This is a genomic window from Colwellia ponticola, assembly GCF_005885605.1.
GTDB classification, from domain to species: Bacteria; Pseudomonadota; Gammaproteobacteria; order Enterobacterales; family Alteromonadaceae; genus Colwellia; species Colwellia ponticola.
Window position 1 is genome coordinate 1 of record NZ_SZVP01000117.1, and the last position, 453, is coordinate 453.

Annotated in this window: 1 protein-coding gene; it reads left to right on the plus strand. The window is 37.5% G+C overall.

Annotated elements, in window-relative coordinates; translation table 11 throughout:
- Positions 1 to 453: hypothetical protein (locus FCS21_RS17785; protein ID WP_222927993.1), on the plus strand; the 453-nt coding region annotated here is incomplete at both ends.

Consider the following 453-nt stretch of genomic DNA (forward strand, 5'->3'; position numbering starts at 1 on the left):
ACGATTTTATATGTTGCATGGTATCTGTTCTATCAAACACAAGTATTGACTGGTCCTTATCATGACAGCTGGTACTTGTTAGATCGGTTTGTTGCTAGTTTCATGATTTACGGGATTTATGGGGTAGCCGCATTTGTTTATCACGAAAAAGTCTATCAATATTTGGACAGAGTACGTTATCTTTTCTTACCTGTTGGCTTAGTTATCGCGTTCTTTTCTGTCCGTTCATTGCTCGCACATCCAGGAGACTTGAGCTTTGCGAATGCGCCTTACTTGAATACGATCCAAAGTTTGTACAGTTTAGTCATCATCTTTGCTGTCTTCATGGGCGCTTCAAAAATGATTGTAAACGATTCGCCAAAATTACCATTGTTTAAATGGTTGTCTGTTTATGCTTACCGTACGTATTTAGCCAATGTATTTGTTTTCCAAGTACTGTTGTTATTGTTTAAA